Source organism: Acidovorax sp. (assembly GCF_034519795.1).
Lineage (GTDB): Bacteria > Pseudomonadota > Gammaproteobacteria > Burkholderiales > Burkholderiaceae_C > Acidovorax.
Window position 1 is genome coordinate 52,550 of record NZ_JAXHOB010000007.1, and the last position, 16,563, is coordinate 69,112.

The window sequence follows — 16,563 nt, forward strand, 5'->3', positions numbered from 1 at the left end:
ATCGTACGGGTCTTTGAAAACAGGGTCAGGCCGAGGGAGCCGGGTTCTTCGAGAGGTCCCAGATGTTGGGCAGGGTGCTGTTGCTATAGCCCGAGATGAAGGGTTTGCGCGTGCCGTCTTCGAGGTACACGCTGCGCTGCACGGCGCCGATGTTGGCGCCGTAGACATGGATGCTGATGGAGGTCTGGCCATCCACCGCGTTGCCCACGCGGTGCACGTCGCCGATGCTGGGGGACACGGCCTCCACCTGGCCTGGCTGCAGGCGGTGCGGTGCACCGTCGGGCGCCCAGCGGCCGTCTGCGGTACGGACAAAGGCCTGCGAATCTTCGGCCCCGCGCAGCATGCCGATCAGGCCCCACACCGTGTGGTCGTGGATGGGGGTGGCCTGGCCCGGACCCCAGACAAAGCTCACCACCGAGAAGCGGCCCAGGGCATCGGCATGCAGCAGGAACTGCTGGTAGCGCTCGGGGCTGGGCTGGGCATAGGCGGCAGGCAGCCAGTCGTCATGGGCCACGAGCGCACCCAGCAGGGCGCCGCCGCGTTTGAGCAGTTCGGGCTCGGGCGGGGAGCTTTCCACCAGTGCGGCCAGTTGCTGAACGAAGCCGCGCAGGCGGGCGGTGTCGGGCGGCGCCTCGGCGACGGCGGATTTTTCAGGGGCGGCGAGGGCAGGGGCATCCATGCCCGGTATTGCACCAGCATCGGCCGAGAGGGTGTGCGGCATCTTTTGCATATCCATTTCCGTTTTTCTTCGTTCGCTTTCGGGGCCCCGTAGTTTGCAATGTGTTCATTCCGGTGTCCGCACCGTCGTCGTCTTCATTCAAGAGGGTATCCAGCATGAACAACAAGGGCCAGGTTCTGGGTGGGGGAGAAGCGCGCCGGTCGCGCCGGCAGTTGCTGCGTGCATCGGGGGCGGCCACGGTGGTGGGCGCTTCGGGCGTGGTGGGCAGCCAGGTGCTGGCGGCCGGCAAGTTGCGCGAAGTCAAGCTGGCGTGGAACGCCAACGCCATCTGCCTGTCGGCCGCCCCCGTGGCGATCGAGCGCGGCATCTTCGAAAAACACGGCCTCAAGGTCGAGCTGGTCAACTTCGCGGGCTCCACCGACCAGTTGCTGGAGACCATCGCCACCTCCAAGGCCGATGCCGGCCTGGGCATGGTGCACCGCTGGATCAAGCCGCTGGAGTCGGGCTTCGACGTGAAGCTGGTGGGCAGCTCGCACGGCGGCTGCTCGCGCCTGGTGGGCCACGAGGCGGCGGGCGTGACCAGCCAGCTTGCCCGACATCGAGGACCGCGTGCCAGCGCTGGTCCATCCGCGCCTGGCGGCGCACGGATTGCGGCTGGAGATCGAAAGATCGTCGCTGGTCACGGTGCAGACCTGCTGGCTTCGCGATACGCCACTGGGCGAGCAGCGGATGCCGCTGGGGGGAAGGGTCTGGCGGATGGTGCGTATTGCGAGGCCCGCACCTCGGCAGGCATGCGCCCGGTGCTGCCGGTCGAACTGGCGCCATTGTGCAACCCCCAGCACATGGTGGATCTGCACCTTCTCAATGCCGGGCTGCTGCAGCGCTTCGTGAGCCCGTTGCGGTCAGGCCCCTACGACAGCAATCCTGTAGGGCTTTCAAAGCCCGGCCAACTTGCCTTCAGCCGCTGGAACCGTACAACAACTGCGCCAGGCGCCCCCACATTCCGAGCAGCGCAAGATTGCTCACCATGAACACCGGCGTACGGATCCAGAGGCGGTTCATGCCCAGTTGAACCATCGCATGGATCCACCGGCCGCCCACGAAGACCCAAGCGCCCAGTTGCATCCATGGATCGGCCAGGCCCATCGCAACCAGGATGCAGACGAGTACAAAGAACAGGATCGGAAACTCGAACAGGTTGGCGAGCAGGCGGGTGGTGCGCTGGACAATGGCTGGTCCGCCTGCGCCAGCGTAATTTTCGTAGAACCTGGCGGTTCCTTGGCCGAACGCCAGGTCCCCCAGGCGCGTGATGAGGATCAGTGCGGCCACGAGGTAGGTGAGGGCTATCTGGGCGAGAACGGGCCAGAGGTAGAACGAGAGCGCGGAAAGCTGGTGGGTCATGGCACGGTGGATCCAGTGGGGGCTCGCCGCTGGCGGCGCAGAATCGGCGAAGGATTGGCGGAGGTCGGGGAAAAGAGCTCAGGATGCTAGGCTAGCGCCTGCGCTGCCCGGGAAGCGTGCGCGGCGGGCCGCCGGGTGCTGCTCGCCCGCTCCGTCCATGAAGGCCAGCATCGACGAAGTCGCTTGTTCGAAGAGCTCACCAAAATAGATCTCGAAATGCGACGACTTGAAGTGCACGGCCTGGCCACGAGGCGCCAGACGCGCGGCCTTCGCGGCCAGCGTGGCTGGACAGATCTCATCGTTGTCGCATACCACCATGAGCAGCGGCGAACTGATCCTGGATGCGTACCGGATCGGGCGGTACAAGGGTAGCCACAGGGTCACCCGCGCGGCCACCAGGTTCTTCCACGGCGATGGTCCGTCGATCATCGCCAGGTAGCGTTCCTCGGCACCGAGCTTGGTCATGAGCGCAGCTTCGCCTGGCTCGCCGGCAAGCTTGATGTACTTGGGGGACAGGCCCATCCAGCCACGGAGCTGGTCAGTGAACCCTGCGGGCAGCCACTGCAATACCTGCCGCAACGGAGTGCGCAGGGCTACCGCCGTGCAGTCGCTCACCGTGCACTGGGAGAGGACGCCTGCCAGCTCGGGGTGGCGCGATCCGACTACCAGTGCGTGCCCGCCACCGAACGATGTTCCGAACAAAAACACCCGGTCCGCATCAATCTCGGGGCGCGATCTGGCGCAATCGATGGCCGCCGAGATGTCCTCGTGCTGCCTGGAGATGGAACACAGGTAACGGGGTGTCCCGCCGCTCGCCCCCCAGTGGCGGTAGTCGAACGTGAACACGGCATAGCCGGCCTGGGTGAAGCGTTCGGCGTAGTGCTGCAGACGCACCTGGCGGATGGCACCGATCCCGTGGGCGATCACCACGCACGGGCGGGGGCCGTCTGGCGCATCCGGCAGGTACAGCCAGGCCTCGCAGCTTTCCTGGCCGCTTGAAAATGTGACATCGTGGCGCTTCACTTGCGGGCTCCTTTGCAATGAAATAGAGTGTGGAAATAATATGAGGAACTCCTCACATTTGACACTCGCATTCCTTCCCCCCGCCCATCGCATGAAGCCAACCACCACCTGCACCTCTAGAAAACAGCCAACGCAGGAGCGTTCCCGGCAGACCGTGAGGGCCATTCTCGAAGCGACCGCTCAGGTTCTGGTTCAACGGGGATACGAAGGAACGACGACCGGCGCCGTGGTCGAGCGGGCGGGCGTGAGCATCGGAACGCTGTACCAGTACTTCCCCAACAAGGAGTCGCTCGTGGCGGCGCTCATCGAGGGACATGTTCGGGAGGTGCTGGAACTGGTGGAAGGGGCCCTCGTACAGCATGCCTTTGCCCCCCTGCCTTCAGTTCTGCGCGCTGTGATCAAGGCGAGCCTGGATGCGCATCGCCTCCATCCCGAGCTTCACAAGGTACTGGTCGAACAGGTGCCGCGCGAGGGGCGGCTGGCAGAGGCCATCGGGATCAGTGGGCAGCTCACAGACTTGCTGGAGGCGCACATCCAGCAACGTCTGCCTGGCCTGGCACGACCGCGCATTCGCTTGGTCGCTTTCATGGTGGAAACCACGGTGGAAGCGCTGACCCACCGGGCCATCATTGAGTCTCCCCGCTGGTTGACCAGTGGGGCGCTGGAACAGGAGGCGATGGACTTGCTGCTGCCCTACCTGAGCCACGCGCTACAAGGGGGTGTTCAGTCCTCGCTGGCCGAGACCCGGCCCCAGGCTGGAAACGCAGGCTTCAAGCCACTGCCAGAAGGCTAAAAGGGCACGGTCGTTCGGACCTGCGCCCCCCGGTGGCCGGCAAGCCGCCACCATGCAGGGCCCTACATCGGCTCGATCTGCGCCCTCTTCATCATGGCCTCGGTCAGCTGCATCTCCTTGGTGAAGTTGCGCTTGTAGGCATCGGCGTCCAGGGGCGTGGCCATGCCGCCCTGCTCCTCCAGCGCGGCCAGCCAGGCAAGGCGGCCTGGTCCGAGGATGACCTGGTCTGCCGCTCGACCCCGGTGCCCAGGGCGCTCAGCGACGGACCGGTGGCGACCGCTGCCGCCGCACAGGGCGACGGGCTGGAGGCGCTGATCCGCCGCATGGACGCAGAGCCGGTGCGGCTCACGCGCGGTGGCTTTCCGCACTGAATCGGATGGGGGCGGACTGGCGCGCCGCTACTTGCGGTTCTTGCGGTACACGTCGCCCACCGAGTTGGTCAGCGATGCCTTGTCGGGCGCGACGCGCATGGTCATCGGCCGCTCCTTGCCGCCCGCGATGCAGGTGAGCAGCAGCACGCCGGCACCCGGTTGGTAGCGGCAGTGGGCATAGGCCTTCTGGCTGTCGCGCAGCACCACCGTGCCCTGGGCGCCGAAGTCCATGAAGTCGTCGGTGAAGCCGGGCTTCTTGCGGTCTTCCGCCAGTTGCCAGGTGCCCACCAGCCAGCCGGTGCTTTCCTGCGCCAGGGCGCTGCCGGTGAGTGCCAGCAGTGCGATGCCGGCCAAGCTGTGTCGAATGTCCATGTCGGCTTACTCCTTGCGTCCCCACGCGAAGTAGATGCCGCCCAGCACCAGGATGACGAGCGGCATGCCGATGGCCACGAAGCCCTGCGCCTGAAAGTGGCGCAGATTGGCCAGCAGCCAGAGCCCGCCGACGGCCATGCCGGCGATTCCGGCCTGGGTCTTGCGGTTCATGGCGTGCCCCTTGGGCTTGGGCCGGACGGGCGACCGGCAGCTTCCCCTGTGGTGCAGTGCATGGAATTTCCCTCTCTTGGTGGTTTGTCCATGCATTGTGCCGGGGCCGTGCTCAGTCTTCCAGTGCATTCAGCGTGAACGGCGCCGCCGTGAACATGCGCACGCCGTGCTCCATCGCGTCCTCATCGAAGTCGAACAGCGGGTGGTGGTGCGGGTGGCAGATGTGCTTGGCTGCGCTGCGCGCGCCGATCAGCGCATAGGCGCCCGGCGCATGCTCGGTGAAGGCGCTGAAGTCCTCGCTGTTGGGCAGCGGGTTCATGGTGTGCAGGGGCACGTCGGGCAGGGCCTCGCGCACTGCGGCGCGCAGGGCGGCGGCGGTGGCCGGGTCGTTGACCACCGGGCGGTAGCCGTGCACGTACTCCAGCTCCATCGTGGCGCCATGCGCCTGGGCCACGCCGCGCGCGATGCGTGCGATGGCCTCGGGCACGCGCGCGCGCACCTCGGGCGAGTAGCAGCGCACCGATCCGGACAGCTCCGCGCTGTCCGGGATCACGTTGAAGGCCGAGCCGGCCTGGAACTTGGTGACCGAGAGGATCAGCGCCTCGTGCGCATCGGTGTTGCGCGCCACCACAGCCTGCAGGTTGGCCACGATCTGGGCGCCGATCCAGATCGGGTCGATGCATTTGTCCGGGTTGGCCGCATGGCCGCCCTTGCCCTGCACGCGCAGCACGAAGCGGTCGGAGCTGGCCAGCGTGGGGCCGTCGAGCACCACGATGCGGCCCGTGTCCACGGTGGACATCACATGGGCCGAGATGATGCGGTCCACGCCCTGCATCACGCCGGCGTCCACCATCTGCTGGGCGCCACCGGGGTGCTGCTCCTCGGCGTGCTGGAAGAAAAAGCGCACCTCGCCCGGCAGTTGCTGGCGCAGCCCCGCGAGCAGGCGCGCGGCGCCGAGCAGCATGGAGGCATGGCCATCGTGCCCGCAGGCGTGCATGGCGCCGGGGCGGGCCGAGGCGTAGTCGCAGGTCTTCTGGTCGTGGATGGGCAGGGCGTCGATGTCGGCGCGGATCGCCAGCACCTTGCCGGGCAGGGCGCCACGCAGCGTGGCCACCAGACTGGTCGGGGTGGGGCGGTGGATCTGCAGGCCCTCGATCTGGCGCAGTTCGCGTTCCAGGAAATCGGCCGTGTCGATCTCCTGGAACGACAGCTCGGCGTGGCGGTGCATGTGGCGGCGCCAGGCCACGACCTGGTCGTGCTGCGCGCGGGCCTGTTTTGTGATGGTGTTGATCAGCTTCTGCTTGGACATGGTGCGGCTCACTCCATCTCGATCTTGCGGGCCTGCACCACCTTGCGCACGCGCTCCAGGCTGGTGCCGATGAGGGCGCCGAACTGCTCGGGCGTGCCGGCGATGGATTCGGCCCCGAGTTCTTTCAGGCGTGCCTGCAGGGCCGGGTCCTTGAGGGCCTCGGCCGCGGCGGCGTTGAGCCTGGCCACGATGGCAGGGGGCGTCTTGGCGGGCGCCACCAGGCCAAACCAGGTGATGGCGATCTCGTTGAGGCCCGGATGGCCCAGCTCCTTGAAGGTGGGCACGTTGGGCAGGGCCGCCAGGCGCTGCTCGGCCGCCACCACGAACGGCACCAGCTTGCCGGCCTTGATGTAGGGTGCGGACGATGGGTACTGGTCGCTCAGCAACTGCGTCTCGCCCGCCAGCGCACCGGTGATCACGGGGCCCATGCCCTTGTACGGAATGTGGCGCACCTGGATCTTGAGCTCGTCGTTCATGGCCTCGATGATCAGGTGACCGATGGAGCCCGAGCCCGGAGAGCCCGCGTTGAGCTGGTCGGGCTTGCTGCGTGCCAGGGCCACCACGGCGGGCAGGGTGTCCACCTTGAGGCTGGGGTGTGCCGAGAACACCGAGGGGATGGAGGCCAGCGCGGTGATGGGCGCGAAGTCCTTGAGAGGGTCGGTGCGCGAGGCCTTGAGCAGCACCGGGTTCACCGCCAGCGTGCTCACCGTGCCCACGCCGATGGTGTAGCCGTCGGGTGCAGCGCGCGCCACGGCCTCGGCGCCGATGGCACCGCCCGCGCCTGCGCGGTTGTCCACCACCACCGACTGGCCGAGCGACTTCTGCATGCGGTCCGCCACCAGGCGCGCCACGATGTCGGTGGAGCCACCGGGCGCAAAGGGCACGATCAGCTTCACGGGCTTGTCGGGGTAGGCCTGGGCCCAGGCGGAAAGTGGCAGGGCGGCGGCGCAGAGGCTGGCCAGCAGCGCGGCGCGGCGGGTGGAGATCAAGTGGGTCATGGTCACAAAGGCTTGCCAGGAAGATGGGGCGATTGTGCTGGCTGGATATTGGGTTGACCAATAGAATTTGCCAGTTATCTATTGGAGATGCTTATGGTAACAACGCAGCTGGCAACCGATCCCGGGGTATTGTTCAACCGCCTGCTGGCGCGTGGTCGCCTGCGGCACCTGCAGCTGATCGCGGCCCTGGCCGATGTCGGCAGTGTGCAGCGCGCGGCCACCGCCGTGGGCATGAGCCAGCCAGGCGCCACCCAGGCCCTGGCAGACCTGGAGGGCCTGTTGGAGGCCCCCCTGTTCGAGCGCCACAACCGCGGCGTGCGGCCCACGCGCTTTGGCGAGGCCGTGGTGCCCGTTGCGCGCAATGTGCTGCAGGCGCTGCGCGCCACCACGGAAACGCTGTCCGCCCTGCAGGCGGGCGCCCAGGCCTTTTTGCGCCTGGGCTGCATACCGGCGGCGGCATCGGGCCTGCTCGCCAAGGCGTTGCCGGCACTGCTGCAGGCGCAGCCGGGGCTGCAGGTGGAACTGATCGAGGAGAACATGGTGCACCTGCTGCCCGAACTGGCCGCCGGCCGGCTCGATGCCGTGGTCTGCCGCCGCCCGCAGGACGTGCCCGCCGCCTGGCAGTTCGAGCTGCTGCAGAGCGATGCACCCGCAGTGGTGGCCGCGCCCGGGCATCCCCTGGCGGGCCTGCGCAGCGTGGCGCTGAACCGGCTGGTAGGGCTGCCCTGGGTGCTGCCGCCCAGGGGCATGGGCGTGCGCGACTACTACGACCGGTTGTGGGCCGGCCATGCGCAGCAGCCCGTCCTCTACCCCATGGCCACGACCGCCTTGCCGGTGGTCCTGGAGGCCCTGCGCAGCACCGGCGCCGTGAGCCTCATGCCGCAGAGCATCGCCCAGGCGCTGGTGGACACCGGTGTGGCCGTGGTCCTGGCCGTGAAGCTGCCCCAGGCACTGGAGTCCTCGCTGCAGGGGCTGGGCCTGCTGACCACGGGTTTTGCCGACGGGCCGGCCCTGGCGGCGCTGCGCACACGGCTGCGCGCCGCATCGGGCACCTGACCCATGCAGACAGGCGCGGCGCCTTACATCGGCTCGATCTGCGCCTTCTTCATCATGGCCTCGGTCAGCTGCATCTCCTTGGTGAAGTTGCGCTTGTAGGCATCGGCGTCCAGGGGCGTGACCATGCCGCCCTGCTCCTCCAGCGCGGCGACCACGGCCGGCTGCCGGAGCGCTTTTTCAAATGCGGCGCGCATGCGCGCCACGATGGGATCGGGCGTGCCGGCGGGCACCGACACGCCGCCCCAGGAGGTCAGCTCCACCCCGCGCACCCCCAGCTCGGCCAGCGTGGGCACCTGGGGCAGCTTGGGGTTGCGCTGGGCACCGGCAATGGCCAGCGCGCGCAGCTTGCCGGCCCGGATGTTGGAGTAGGCCACCGAAAAGATGGGTGCGCCAAAGGTGACCTGCCGGCCCATGACGGCATTGACGATCTCCGAGGCGCCCTTGTAGGGCACATGGGTGACCTGTGCGTCCACCGCGCTCAAGAGCAGTTCCACCCCCAGGTGCGAGGGTGTGCCCACGCCGCCCGAGGCATAGTCGAGCTTGCCAGGCGCGGAGCGCGCCTTGGCGAGCAGGTCGTCCAGCGTGCGGATGTCCGAGGCCGCGTTGACGATGAGCACGATGTCCGAACTGGTCAGGCCCATCACATGCTGGAAGTCCTTGAGCGCGTCGTAGCCCGGCGCCTTGTACATGTGCATGCTGGCGGCCATGGGGGCGCTGGAGTAGATCCAGGTGTAGCCGTCGGGCGCGGCCTTGGCCACCTGGCGTGCGCCCAGGTTGCCGCCCACGCCGCCCCGGTTCTCGATCACCACGGGCTGGCCCAGCTCGCGGCCCACGGCCTCGTGGACGATGCGCGCGGTGGTGTCGGGCGCCGTGCCCGCGAGAAAGGGCACGACCCACTTGATCGGGCGCGAGGGCCAGGGATCGGCCGCCCGCGCCATGCCCGGCAGGAGCAGGGCGGGTGCGGGGATGAGGGCGGCGGCCAGGCCGCTGCCCAGGAACTGCCGGCGTTGCAATGTGCGTGCTGTCATGGTGTTTGTCTCCTGTCTTTATAGTGGAATGCCTGTGGGATCAGGCCGGGTCGGGTCGGTTCAGCCCTGCGGTGCGAGAAGCTCCTTGGCGATGGTGTTGCGCTGGATCTCGCTGGTGCCCGTGAGCACCCGGTACATGCGCAGCATGCGGAACAGGAACTCCACGCGCCGGCCCTGCACGATGCCCTCGCCGCCGTGGATCTGCACCGCCCGGTCGGCAATGCGAAACGCCGTCTCGGAGCAGAACAGTTTGGCCATCGAGGCCTCGGCCCGGGCCTCGCTGCCGGCGTCGATCTGGCGTGCCGTGCCCAGCATCAGCGCGCGCGCTGCGCACAGCTCGGTCGCCATGTCGGCCAGCATGTGCTGGATGGCCTGGAAGTCGCCGATGGCGCGGCCGAACTGGCGCCGCTGCAGCGCGTAGTCGCGCGCATCGCGCAGGGCCAGCTGCGCCAGGCCCAGCATGGCCGGGCAGTGCAGCAGGCGGTTGACGGTGATGCGCCCCAGCGCCAGCGCCAGGCCCCGGCCCGGCTCGCCGATCTGGTTGGCGGCGGGCACGCGGCAGCCTTCGAGCACGATGTCGCCCGTGTGCGACTGCCCGGCCATGGTCTTGTAGCCCGTCTCCACCCGCACCCCGGGGGCCTTGAGGTCGACGAAGAAGGCCGTGACCTCGCGCTCGGCCGGGTCGCTGGCCGTGGAGGCCATCAGCACCGCGTAGTCGGCAAACGGCGATCCCGAGATGAAGCGCTTGCGCCCGTCGATCACGAAGCTGTCGCCGTCCCGCACCGCGCGGGTCTGCACCGCGCCCGCGTCGGAGCCGGCTTCTGCCTCGGTCAGCGCGAAGCAGATGGCCTTGTCGGCCTGGGCGACGGGGGTTATGAACTGCTGCAGCTGGTAGGGCGTGGCCTTGCGGGCCAGCGCACCGACACGCGGCGGGCCGCTCAGTTCACCGAACACGTGGGGCGCGAAGGGCGAGCCGCTGGCGTAGATCGCCTCCTTGATGAGCACATGGTCCAGCACCGACAGGCCCAGCCCGCCCATGGCGGTGGGCAGGGTCATGCCGTAGAAGCCCAGCTCATGCGAGCGCTTCCACACCTGCTGCAGCAGGGCGCGGTCGGCGCCATGCTCGTGGTCGGTGCCGTGTTCGCGTGCCAGCGCGGCCAGCTCGCCGTGCAGGAACTCGTTGATGCGGCCGATGAGTTCGACCGCGCGCTCGGAGCCCTCGAACGGCACGTTGAACAGCGGGGCGGGGATGGGGTTGACGGAGTCGGTTTTCATGCGTGTTGTTCTCGGGTTCAGTTCACCATGCGGCTGTGGCCGGCCCAGTAGCGCGCCTGGATGGCCTTGCGCATCACCTTGCCGTTGGGGTTCTTGGGCAGCGAGGGCACGAACTCGATGTGCCGCGGCCGCTTGAAGCCGCCCAGCAGCGGAGCGCAGAAGCTGGCTATGGCCTCGGCGTCTGCATTGCGCCCGGGCTTGAGCACCACATGCGCGGCCACGGCCTCGCCCCACTTGTCGTCGGGTATGGCGAACACGCAGGCATCGGCGATGGCTTCGTGCTGGTAGAGCACCGCCTCCACCTCCGAGGGGTAGACGTTGAAGCCGCCGCTGATCACCATGTCCTTCTTGCGGTCGACGATGTAGACATAGCCGTCCTCGTCCGCGCGCGCCAGGTCGCCGGTGTGGTAGCGGCCGTCCTTGAGCACCTCGGCCGTCAGCTCGGGCGCGCGCCAGTAGCCGGCGAACACGTCGGGGCCGCTGACCACGATCTCGCCGATATCGCCCTGGGCCACGGGCTGGCCCGCGTCGTCCACGATCTCCACCAGCGATTCGAGGAAGGGCCGGCCGCACGAGGCCAGGCGCTCGGGCAGGGCGGCGCGGGCGAACAGGTGGTCCTCCACCGACAGGCCGCACACCCCCGAGGTGGTCTCGCCCGCGCCATAGCCTTGCGACAGCACGGGGCCGAACACATCCATGGCGCGCAGGATGCGCGCGGGTGCCATGGGCGCGGCCCCATACCCCAGGCGCAGCAGGTCGGGCAGGGGGCGGTACTGGCCCTCCAGCTCGGCCAGCAGCATGTTGATCATGGTAGGCACCATGAAGGTGTGGGTCACGCGCTCGGTGCGCATCTCGGCGATGAAGCGACCGGGCTCGAAGCCCGAGAACAGCCGGATCGTGACGCCGCTGCACAGTGCCGGCACCAGCTGCATGCCCGAGGCATGGGTGACCGGCCCCACCAGGCCCAGCAGGTGGCCGCTGCGCATGCCGTCGGCGCGCATGAGGAACTTGCGCAACTGTGCCAGCCGGTTGCCGAAGGTCTGCATGGCCGCCTTGAGCACGCCCGAGGAGCCCGAGGTGTAGTGCAGCACCGCCACCTCGTCGGCCGTGACGCGCTCGGCCGTGAAGGCATCGCTGGAAGCCGCCAGCGCGGCCTCGTACGAGGTGCCGGCCGGGCCGTCGAGCAGCAGCAGGCGCGGCATGGCGCCCGCGATATGGGGGCGAAAGGACTCGGCGCGTTCGGCCGTGGTCACGATCACGGCGGCACCGCTGTTGGCGGTGATCTCGCCCACCTCGGTGGGCGACAGGCGGGCGTTGAACGGCGCCTTGGTGAAGGCGCCCTTGTAGCAGGCCAACTCGATCTCGACGATCTCGGTGCAGTTGGGCAGGTAGATGCCCACCCGGTCGCCGCGTGCCAGGCCCATGCCGCGCAGGGCATTGGCCAGGCGGTTGGAGCGCTGCTCCAGCTCGGCATAGGTGAGGCTGCGCGTGGCGCTGGTGACGGCAAGCTGCCGGGCAAAGGCCCGCGCGCTGCGCGAGACGAGTTCGCCGACGTTGGCGATGGAGGGGGCGGTGGTGGTGGCGGGCGCTGGCATGGGTCTCCTTCAGTGCGCCATGTCCGTGTCGGCATGGCATGGGGACACTGTTGCAGAAGACCGCCCGCTACAGGAAATACCGTTTGCTGATGTCGATCCATCAATGGAAATGATGGACCCGGCCTGGACGGCCTCCAGAGGTGCGGGAAGTCAGACCAGCAACTCGGCCTGCCAGGAGCCTGCACGCACCAGTCGCGTGGTTTCCTGTACCAACGCGTCGATGACCACCTGCGTCGGGGCATCCAGCACCCGGTCCGCTGCGGTCGCCAGGGTGTAGGCGCGCGGCAGCAGCGGGCGCACGACACGCGCCACGATCCAGCCCTGGCGGTCCTGGTGCGGGCTGTCGGCCAGCGAGCAGGCCGGCGTGAAGGTGAACCCCGCCCCGCACTGGTAGAGCGAGCGGATCACGCGCGCCGAGTCGTGCTCGTGCACCACGTTCAGGGCCACGCCCAGGGCACTGGCGGCTTCCTCCACGTTCTGGCGGATCGAGAAGCGGCGCGACTGCAGCACCAGCGGCAACCGGGCGGCCTGGGCGAAGTCGATCTCGGGGTGCCCGCCCGCTGCGCGACCCCGTGCTGCGGGCCGTAGCAGCGGGGCCACCGTGCCGTCGGCATCGTGGCCGCAGATGAAGATGGCTTCGCGCGCCAGGGGCGTGCAGCGCAGGCTGTCGAGCTGCGGCGTGTCCACGAGAATGCCCACGTCGGCCCGGCGGTCGAGCATGGCCTTGCGCACCACCAGGCTCAGGTCGTCCAGCACGAACACGCGGATGCGCGGGTGGCTGCGCTTGAGGCGCGCCAGCACCGGCCCGAGCAGCAGCGAGGCCAGCAAAAAAGGCGCCGCCACCGTCACCGAGCCCTCGGGCCCCTGCGGCAGGCGCTGGATGCGCTCGCGCACGGCTTCGGCGTCCGAGAGCAGGCGGCGCGCGTCCTCGTACAGCTGCATGCCGGCCGGCGTGGGTGTCACGCCCGCGTGCGAGCGGTCGAACAGCTGCGTGCCCAGCTCGGCCTCGAGCTTCTTGATCTGCGCGGTGAGCGCCGGCTGGGCCACGTACAGCGACCCGGCGGCACGCGAGAGGCTGCCGGCTTCGAGCACGGCAATGAAGTAGCGAAGGGTGCGCAGGTCCATGGCCTGACTCTACCCGGTGGCGGGTGGAGCCGGTCGGGTATGCGTCCGCCGAGTTTGCAAACGCGGTTTTCTTCGTTGGCGGACAGCGGTGTGAAGGCCTTTGCCGCGAGCCGCTCCGATGCCTATGGCACAGCGGTTCTGGTGTCCCCGAATTCGCCGCTCCAGGCCGCCCGCCTTGCTCGCCAAGAAATGTCCAGCCTCCGAGTCTGGGCTGCGACAGTGCCGGGGGGCATTCGGTCCGCTGCCAGCAGACTCGCACGCTGCGCCGCACAATCGGCGCCTATGCATTCTTCCTCGACGATGCTGCGCCTGATCAGCGTGGCGGCCTTTGCCAGCATGGCATCCATGCGCGTGTGCGACCCGATGCTGGTCACCCTGTCCCAGGAGTTCCATGTCACCACCGGCGATGCGTCGGCGGTGATCGCCGCGTTCGCGGTCGCCTACGGCGTGCTGCAGCTCTTCTACGGCCCGCTCGGTGACCGCTTTGGCAAGGTGCGCGTGATCATCGGCGCCACCTTTGCCTGCGCGATCTTCAGTGCCGTCACGGCGTTGGCGCCGACCTTGCCGGTGCTGGTGGTCTCGCGCGCGTTCATGGGCGCAGCGGCGGCGGGCATCATCCCGCTGTCGATGGCCTGGATCGGGGACAGCGTGGCCTATGAGCAGCGCCAGGAGACGCTGGCCCGGCTCATGGTGGCCACGGTGTCGGGCATGATGGCGGGGCAGTGGTTCGGCGGTTTCGCGGTGGAAGCCCTGGGCTGGCGCTGGGCGTTTGCCGTGTTGTCGGTGCTGTTCCTCACGGCCGCCACCCTGCTGCTGCGCCAGATGCGTGCCTCGGTGGCAGGTGCTGCAGCGGCGGGTGACCATCCTGCCGAGCCGGCTGCGTTCTCGCTACCGGCTTACCTGGCCACCACGGGGCGCCTGCTGCGCATGCCCCGCGTGCGCTGGGTGCTGGCCATCGTGGCGGTGGAGGGGGCCCTGGGCTTCGGCACCATGGCCTTCGTGCCGGCGCGCATGGTCGACGGTTTCGGCCTGTCGGCTTCGGCCGCCGGTGGCGTGATGGTGCTCTACGGGGTGGGCGGGCTGGTCTACAGCCTGATGGCGCGCCGCTGGCTGGCCCTGCTGGGCGAGAAGGGCCTGTCGCTGCTCGGCTCCTCGCTCATCGCCGCCGGCCTGTTGCTACTGGCCTGGGCGCCCCTGGTGCCGCTGGCGGTGCTGGGCTGTTTCTTTACCGGCCTGGGTTTCTACATGCTGCACAACACCTTGCAGGTGCAGGCCACGCAGATGGCGCCCGAGGCGCGGGGCACGGCCGTGACGCTGTTCGCCTGCCTGCTGTTCCTGGGCCAGTCGCTCGGTGTGCTGGCCGTGGCGGCCAGTGTGGACCGGGGCTGGATCGCACAGGTGTTCTCGATGGCCGCCGTGGGCGTGGTGGTGCTGGGAGGGCTGGTCGCGCGCAGGGTGCAGGGGCGGGTGGTGGCGGTCGCTGCGTAGCGGCCCCTGCTCCGGTCCGCAGGGCTCTGGTGCCTGCCCGGCCTCTGGCCCGGAGGCAAGAGGGTATGCGTGGGCCCGCAGCCTGCCGGTTCGCCGATATAAAGGAAACGGTCAGGCTGGGTCCCGCATGGTGCGGGGCCTTGTGGCCCCGAGGTGCCCATGACAGAGGAACCCGTACCTCCTCCCCCCGGCGCAGTCCCGGCGTGGCCTGCGCTCGCCAAAGAGTCTGCGCTGGATGCGTTGTTGCTCGGTAGCCTGGTTTTCGGGTTTGCCCTGCTGGGCATCCTGACCCGCCCCACCGGGGCGCTGGCGGCGTTCTGGCCCGCGAATGCGGTGTTGCTCGGTGTGCTGGTGCGCCGGCTGCGGCCGACCTCAGTGCTGGCCTGGTGTGGCGCGGCCGCCGGCTTCATACTCGCCGACGTGGTCATGGGCGGCACCTGGCCCAAGGTGGCCTGGCTGACATTGGCCAACATGGCCGGCGTCATCGTCGGCTACCTGCTTTTCTCACGCATACCCCTCGGCCACCGGCGCCTGCTGCAGCCCCTGTCGGTGGTCTACCTCATCGTGATCGTGGCCCTGGCCTCGCTGACGGCTGGCCTGGTGGGCATGGTGAGCAACCCGCTGCTGTTCCATGGGTCGCGTGCTGACGGCATGCTGATCTGGTTCACGGCGGAGCTCGTCGATTACCTGGTGATCCTGCCCGTGATACTGACCATGCCGGCGTGGCGCCGCCCCCAGCGCGACCAACGGCACCGCGAGTTCGTGCTGCGCCTGGATCCGCTGAAACTGGTGCCGACCTTGAGCCTGTTCCTGGGCGGGGCGCTGGGCATGGTCATCAGTGGGCCGGGTGCCGTCTCCTACCTGGTCCCTGGCCTGTTGTGGTGTGCCCTGACCTACAGCCTGTTTGTGACGGCGGTGCTCACACTGCTGTGCAGCGTGTGGACGCTGATGGCGGTATCGGTCGGCTACCTGCATCTGGGGTCGGACTTTGGCGGGCAGTACGAACTGCAGTCGTTTCGCATCGGCGTGGCGTTGATGGTGCTGGCACCGCTGGCGGTGGCCAGCGTCATGGCGGCGCGCAACGAACTTCTGCGGCAATTGCAGCACGCTGCTTGAAGGGAGTTGAGATAAACAGCCCAAAAACGTCGCGATAAATCGGGATTTGCCGGGACAGAACGGGATCAACCGAAACCGATCGTTGAAATTGCGTTACAGAGGCTGTAACGGCAAGTGAGTTGAAGGGTTAGGCATCGCTGCTCGCATTGCGAACTCTTCCAATAAAGACAATGTGCTTTGAGAAGCGAATAAGCCAGACGAACTTGACTTTCTCATCGTCAAGTGCCGTGAAGCCGTACGTGATGAAGTCCTGAGCGATTGTGTGCCACGAGAACTCGTTTTCGAATACTGGTGGCACGACATACCGCATTTCCTCGCATTGGACAAACTGATCTGGCACTGCCGTTGCCAAGCCATGGTGATGGCTAAGGCCTCGAACGATGCGACGAAGAACAAGATTGAACTTCTCGTCTTCAGCGGGATAGATTTTGGTGCGGCTTTGCCCCTCAACGGTTGCCGCGCGAAAGAGCCCTGCAAGTTCTCGGGCGCGGCGATAACCATCTTTTTGATCGAAGCTTCGCCACAGCTTTTGCGCTCTGCTGTCAGTAGGCGCCACGTCAGGGTTCCAGATGGTCAGGAGAATGTTTCTGAAGTGAGGCTCCGCATCTTCCCAAAGTGATTTACAGCCATCGCACTCTGGAACCGTGACCCGCTTCGCTTGGGGGAGCGTATCTGGATATATCGCCCGCGGGAATACATGGCCGCGCGTTCGTGGCAACTCAGCGTTTCCGCAATAGGCGCAAGGCGCATGCTTCAGCACAGT

Annotated in this window: 17 protein-coding genes; 5 read left to right on the top strand and 12 right to left on the bottom strand. The window is 67.9% G+C overall.

All coding sequences use genetic code 11. The features are described from left to right. Positions 1-25 precede the first annotated feature (25 nt). A complete protein-coding gene (locus U5N23_RS06360) occupies positions 26-679 on the bottom strand; it encodes a cysteine dioxygenase (RefSeq protein ID WP_322592345.1) in 654 nt (217 codons plus the stop codon). Positions 680-834: 155 nt separating this feature from the next. Here U5N23_RS06360 and U5N23_RS06365 point away from each other — a divergent pair, with 155 nt between their 5' ends. Beyond that, positions 835-1,710, top strand: coding sequence for an ABC transporter substrate-binding protein (locus U5N23_RS06365; protein WP_322591961.1), 876 nt, complete (start codon positions 835-837; stop codon positions 1,708-1,710). Here U5N23_RS06365 and U5N23_RS06370 read toward each other — a convergent pair. Continuing rightward, complete coding sequence (locus U5N23_RS06370; protein WP_322591962.1) at positions 1,637-2,080, bottom strand: MAPEG family protein; 444 nt, start codon at positions 2,078-2,080, stop codon at positions 1,637-1,639. The two genes, U5N23_RS06365 and U5N23_RS06370, sit on opposite strands and share 74 nt — an antisense overlap. Positions 2,081-2,158: 78 nt before the next feature. Continuing rightward, a complete protein-coding gene (locus U5N23_RS06375; RefSeq protein ID WP_322591963.1) occupies positions 2,159-3,103 on the bottom strand; it encodes an alpha/beta hydrolase in 945 nt (314 codons plus the stop codon). Between the two features lie 91 nt (positions 3,104-3,194). Between U5N23_RS06375 and U5N23_RS06380 the strand changes: the two genes are divergently transcribed. Next, complete coding sequence (locus tag U5N23_RS06380; RefSeq protein ID WP_322591964.1) at positions 3,195-3,896, top strand: TetR/AcrR family transcriptional regulator; 702 nt, start codon at positions 3,195-3,197, stop codon at positions 3,894-3,896. Between the two features lie 398 nt (positions 3,897-4,294). Here U5N23_RS06380 and U5N23_RS06385 read toward each other — a convergent pair whose 3' ends face one another. The 4 genes from U5N23_RS06385 to U5N23_RS06400 all read right to left on the bottom strand — a co-directional run bounded on the left by U5N23_RS06385 (position 4,295) and on the right by U5N23_RS06400 (position 7,117). Beyond that, positions 4,295-4,639 carry a hypothetical protein gene (locus U5N23_RS06385; protein WP_322591965.1) on the bottom strand — a complete coding sequence of 115 codons (345 nt, stop codon included), beginning with the start codon at positions 4,637-4,639 and terminating at the stop codon, positions 4,295-4,297. 6 nt (positions 4,640-4,645) lie between these two features. Beyond that, positions 4,646-4,810, bottom strand: coding sequence for a hypothetical protein (locus tag U5N23_RS06390; protein WP_322591966.1), 165 nt, complete (start codon positions 4,808-4,810; stop codon positions 4,646-4,648). 112 nt (positions 4,811-4,922) lie between these two features. Then, positions 4,923-6,119: an amidohydrolase gene (locus tag U5N23_RS06395; RefSeq protein ID WP_322591967.1), complete on the bottom strand. Its 1,197-nt coding sequence runs from the start codon at positions 6,117-6,119 to the stop codon at positions 4,923-4,925. A gap of 8 nt (positions 6,120-6,127) precedes the next feature. Further along, a complete protein-coding gene (locus tag U5N23_RS06400) occupies positions 6,128-7,117 on the bottom strand; it encodes a Bug family tripartite tricarboxylate transporter substrate binding protein (RefSeq protein ID WP_322591968.1) in 990 nt (329 codons plus the stop codon). Between the two features lie 93 nt (positions 7,118-7,210). On the opposite strand from U5N23_RS06400, the gene U5N23_RS06405 reads away from it, so the two are divergent. Continuing rightward, on the top strand, positions 7,211-8,173 hold the full coding sequence (locus U5N23_RS06405; protein ID WP_322591969.1) for a LysR family transcriptional regulator: 963 nt from the start codon (positions 7,211-7,213) through the stop codon (positions 8,171-8,173). Positions 8,174-8,196: 23 nt separating this feature from the next. Here the strand turns inward: U5N23_RS06405 and U5N23_RS06410 are convergent, their stop codons facing one another. The 4 genes from U5N23_RS06410 to U5N23_RS06425 form a co-directional block, all read right to left on the bottom strand. Beyond that, positions 8,197-9,201 carry a tripartite tricarboxylate transporter substrate binding protein gene (locus U5N23_RS06410; RefSeq protein WP_322591970.1) on the bottom strand — a complete coding sequence of 335 codons (1,005 nt, stop codon included), beginning with the start codon at positions 9,199-9,201 and terminating at the stop codon, positions 8,197-8,199. A 60-nt stretch (positions 9,202-9,261) separates the two neighbouring features. Then, entirely contained in the window at positions 9,262-10,476 is a 1,215-nt protein-coding gene (locus tag U5N23_RS06415; RefSeq protein WP_322591971.1) for an acyl-CoA dehydrogenase family protein, read from the bottom strand. A gap of 17 nt (positions 10,477-10,493) precedes the next feature. Continuing rightward, positions 10,494-12,071 carry an AMP-binding protein gene (locus U5N23_RS06420; protein WP_322591972.1) on the bottom strand — a complete coding sequence of 526 codons (1,578 nt, stop codon included), beginning with the start codon at positions 12,069-12,071 and terminating at the stop codon, positions 10,494-10,496. 150 nt (positions 12,072-12,221) lie between these two features. Next, entirely contained in the window at positions 12,222-13,196 is a 975-nt protein-coding gene (locus U5N23_RS06425; protein ID WP_322591973.1) for a LysR family transcriptional regulator, read from the bottom strand. A 282-nt stretch (positions 13,197-13,478) separates the two neighbouring features. Between U5N23_RS06425 and U5N23_RS06430 the strand changes: the two genes are divergently transcribed. Both U5N23_RS06430 and U5N23_RS06435 read left to right on the top strand, forming a co-directional pair. Then, a complete protein-coding gene (locus U5N23_RS06430; protein WP_322591974.1) occupies positions 13,479-14,684 on the top strand; it encodes an MFS transporter in 1,206 nt (401 codons plus the stop codon). A 159-nt stretch (positions 14,685-14,843) separates the two neighbouring features. Continuing rightward, the gene (locus tag U5N23_RS06435) at positions 14,844-15,800 is read left to right on the top strand and encodes a hypothetical protein (RefSeq protein ID WP_322591975.1); all 957 of its coding nucleotides are present in this window, start codon (positions 14,844-14,846) and stop codon (positions 15,798-15,800) included. 127 nt (positions 15,801-15,927) lie between these two features. Here U5N23_RS06435 and U5N23_RS06440 read toward each other — a convergent pair whose 3' ends face one another. Further along, complete coding sequence (locus U5N23_RS06440; RefSeq protein WP_322591976.1) at positions 15,928-16,356, bottom strand: hypothetical protein; 429 nt, start codon at positions 16,354-16,356, stop codon at positions 15,928-15,930. Between the last annotated feature and the right edge of the window lie 207 nt (positions 16,357-16,563).

Excerpts from the sequence above, each read along its gene's own strand:
- U5N23_RS06360 (WP_322592345.1), bottom strand. The coding sequence starts at position 679 with ATGGATGCCCCTGCCCTCGCCGCCCCTGAAAAATCCGCCGTCGCCGAG.
- U5N23_RS06365 (WP_322591961.1), top strand. The coding sequence starts at position 835 with ATGAACAACAAGGGCCAGGTTCTGGGTGGGGGAGAAGCGCGCCGGTCG.
- U5N23_RS06370 (WP_322591962.1), bottom strand. The coding sequence starts at position 2,080 with ATGACCCACCAGCTTTCCGCGCTCTCGTTCTACCTCTGGCCCGTTCTC.
- U5N23_RS06380 (WP_322591964.1), top strand. The coding sequence starts at position 3,195 with ATGAAGCCAACCACCACCTGCACCTCTAGAAAACAGCCAACGCAGGAG.
- U5N23_RS06385 (WP_322591965.1), bottom strand. The coding sequence starts at position 4,639 with ATGGACATTCGACACAGCTTGGCCGGCATCGCACTGCTGGCACTCACC.
- U5N23_RS06390 (WP_322591966.1), bottom strand. The coding sequence starts at position 4,810 with ATGAACCGCAAGACCCAGGCCGGAATCGCCGGCATGGCCGTCGGCGGG.
- U5N23_RS06395 (WP_322591967.1), bottom strand. The coding sequence starts at position 6,119 with ATGTCCAAGCAGAAGCTGATCAACACCATCACAAAACAGGCCCGCGCG.
- U5N23_RS06400 (WP_322591968.1), bottom strand. The coding sequence starts at position 7,117 with ATGACCCACTTGATCTCCACCCGCCGCGCCGCGCTGCTGGCCAGCCTC.
- U5N23_RS06405 (WP_322591969.1), top strand. The coding sequence starts at position 7,211 with ATGGTAACAACGCAGCTGGCAACCGATCCCGGGGTATTGTTCAACCGC.
- U5N23_RS06410 (WP_322591970.1), bottom strand. The coding sequence starts at position 9,201 with ATGACAGCACGCACATTGCAACGCCGGCAGTTCCTGGGCAGCGGCCTG.
- U5N23_RS06415 (WP_322591971.1), bottom strand. The coding sequence starts at position 10,476 with ATGAAAACCGACTCCGTCAACCCCATCCCCGCCCCGCTGTTCAACGTG.
- U5N23_RS06420 (WP_322591972.1), bottom strand. The coding sequence starts at position 12,071 with ATGCCAGCGCCCGCCACCACCACCGCCCCCTCCATCGCCAACGTCGGC.
- U5N23_RS06425 (WP_322591973.1), bottom strand. The coding sequence starts at position 13,196 with ATGGACCTGCGCACCCTTCGCTACTTCATTGCCGTGCTCGAAGCCGGC.
- U5N23_RS06430 (WP_322591974.1), top strand. The coding sequence starts at position 13,479 with ATGCATTCTTCCTCGACGATGCTGCGCCTGATCAGCGTGGCGGCCTTT.
- U5N23_RS06435 (WP_322591975.1), top strand. The coding sequence starts at position 14,844 with ATGACAGAGGAACCCGTACCTCCTCCCCCCGGCGCAGTCCCGGCGTGG.